Origin of the sequence: Desulfovibrio sp. 1214_IL3152, from assembly GCF_036763055.1 — a bacterium.
Taxonomy (GTDB): Bacteria; Desulfobacterota; Desulfovibrionia; order Desulfovibrionales; family Desulfovibrionaceae; genus Desulfovibrio.
This window is the reverse complement of the sequence record NZ_JBAIYW010000044.1, coordinates 1-1,539: the sequence shown is the minus strand read 5'-3', so window position 1 is coordinate 1,539 and position 1,539 is coordinate 1. Positions and strand designations below refer to the sequence as shown.

Here is a 1,539-nt window from a genome sequence, read left to right as displayed (position 1 = left end):
GTTGACTCGCAGTTGCCAGACCGCGAGATTTTTTAACAAATCAAAAGGAGTTTTACTCACTTGGGCAAAGCTATAAGCTTTTTAGAACCCCCCGCCTAGCGGGGGGTTTTCTAGTTACAAAAAGGGCCGGTAGTGACCGGCCGTTTTTAGGATATGGCCCTGGGACTCAGGCCAAAAGGTTTATCAAGCAGCCTGCTGTGAATGAAAAAATGAGAATGAACGCGAGGTAGATGCTGAAGTTGCGCATGCCGAGCACGATCTTGATGGCCCCGAGCTTGGCTATCTTGGTCGCTGCCCCGGCCAGGAGGAAGGCCACGACGCTCCCTTCGGAAAGGCCCATTTCCTGCCATGTTCGCAGGAGCGAGATTATGGCGCCGTCACAGGTATAGACCGGCACAGAAATCAGCACGGCGGCCAGTACCTCGAAAGTCGGGTTGACGCCGAGCACCAGGTTGACCCACTCGCGCGGGATGAGCACCTCGAAGAGCGTGGCCAGAAGAATGCCGACGACGAAATACGGCGCCGTGATCGCGAAGGATTTCTTGAGGTCCCCGGTGAAGGTTTTGCCGACCGGCGCAACCCCGGGCGCGAACTTCTGCAGGTCGAAAACCTGCCTGTTCTTGAAAAACACCTGAACCAGCCAGCCGGAAAGCATCCCGGCGACAACGCACAGCCCCAGCCGCCACAGGGCCGCGGGCGTGCCCAGGGCGAAGGTCAGAAAAAAAATGTTCGGGTTCAGGAGTATGGAACTCATCATGAAGGCCGTGAGTGTGGCTTGGGGCACGCCCTTTCTGCCCAGCGCCACGATGACCGGGATGGTGCCGTACATGCACAGCGGCGAGGCCGTGCCGATGAGCGCGGCCACGGTCGCGGAGAAAAGCGAAAAAGAGCCTTCGCGCATCCGGTAGACCTTGCCGATCATTTCCTGGGTCAGGTAGGTCGAAATGAGCGAACCCACGATAAGGCCGACCACCCAGAATGGGCCCACGGCTTTGAGCTGCATCCAAAGCGTGAACAGGAGCGAGTCCAAGAGCGTATGGTGGACCGCGTGCATCACGCGCTCTCCTTGTCGAAATAGCCGCTCAGCGATTCCATCTGTCGGATCGCAGCCAGCGGCCGCCCGGTGAGGTCGGCCGCGCACTCTTCAAGCTGTTTGCGCAGCGTTCCGGCCAGACTCTCGTTTTCCAGCAGCGGAAACGGCGTCAGGTGCAGCTCCGCGCCTTCCTTTGTTTGGCGCAGGCGGAAGTCGGGGGTCTTGATGCAGTGCCGTGCCGCGAACAGGCGCAGGTAGCCCTCGATCAAGGCCTCCGCCTGGTCAAAGGCGCGCAATGTTTTTTCATCAGGGCTCATACCGTAGGCGAACCGGGTCAGGAGACAGGGCCGCGCGTGCTGCTCGGGAAAGGACATGCCGGTGGAAGCCGCCAGAGCGCGGATTTCCGGCTTGGTCAGGCCTGCGTCCGCCAGAGGGGATGCAACGCCGAGCTCTCTGAGCGCGGCCACGCCCGGCCTGTAGGCCTTGGAATCGCTGGCCTGGGTGCC

General features: G+C 60.4%; 1 protein-coding gene and 1 pseudogene. Both read right to left on the bottom strand.

Annotation, left to right across the window (positions count from 1 at the left end; translation table 11 throughout):
* Positions 1–166: 166 nt before the first annotated feature.
* The gene (locus V6C07_RS00870; protein ID WP_333534507.1) at positions 167–1,054 is read right to left on the bottom strand and encodes a permease; all 888 of its coding nucleotides are present in this window, start codon (positions 1,052–1,054) and stop codon (positions 167–169) included.
* Positions 1,054–1,539, bottom strand: a pseudogene (locus V6C07_RS00865) (tRNA(Ile)-lysidine synthetase); the annotation flags it as partial. The gene V6C07_RS00870 and the pseudogene V6C07_RS00865, both read right to left, overlap by 1 nt.

Bases quoted from the DNA above. Each gene is read 5' to 3' on its own strand.
- V6C07_RS00870 (WP_333534507.1), bottom strand. From the start codon at position 1,054: ATGCACGCGGTCCACCATACGCTCTTGGACTCGCTCCTGTTCACGCTT.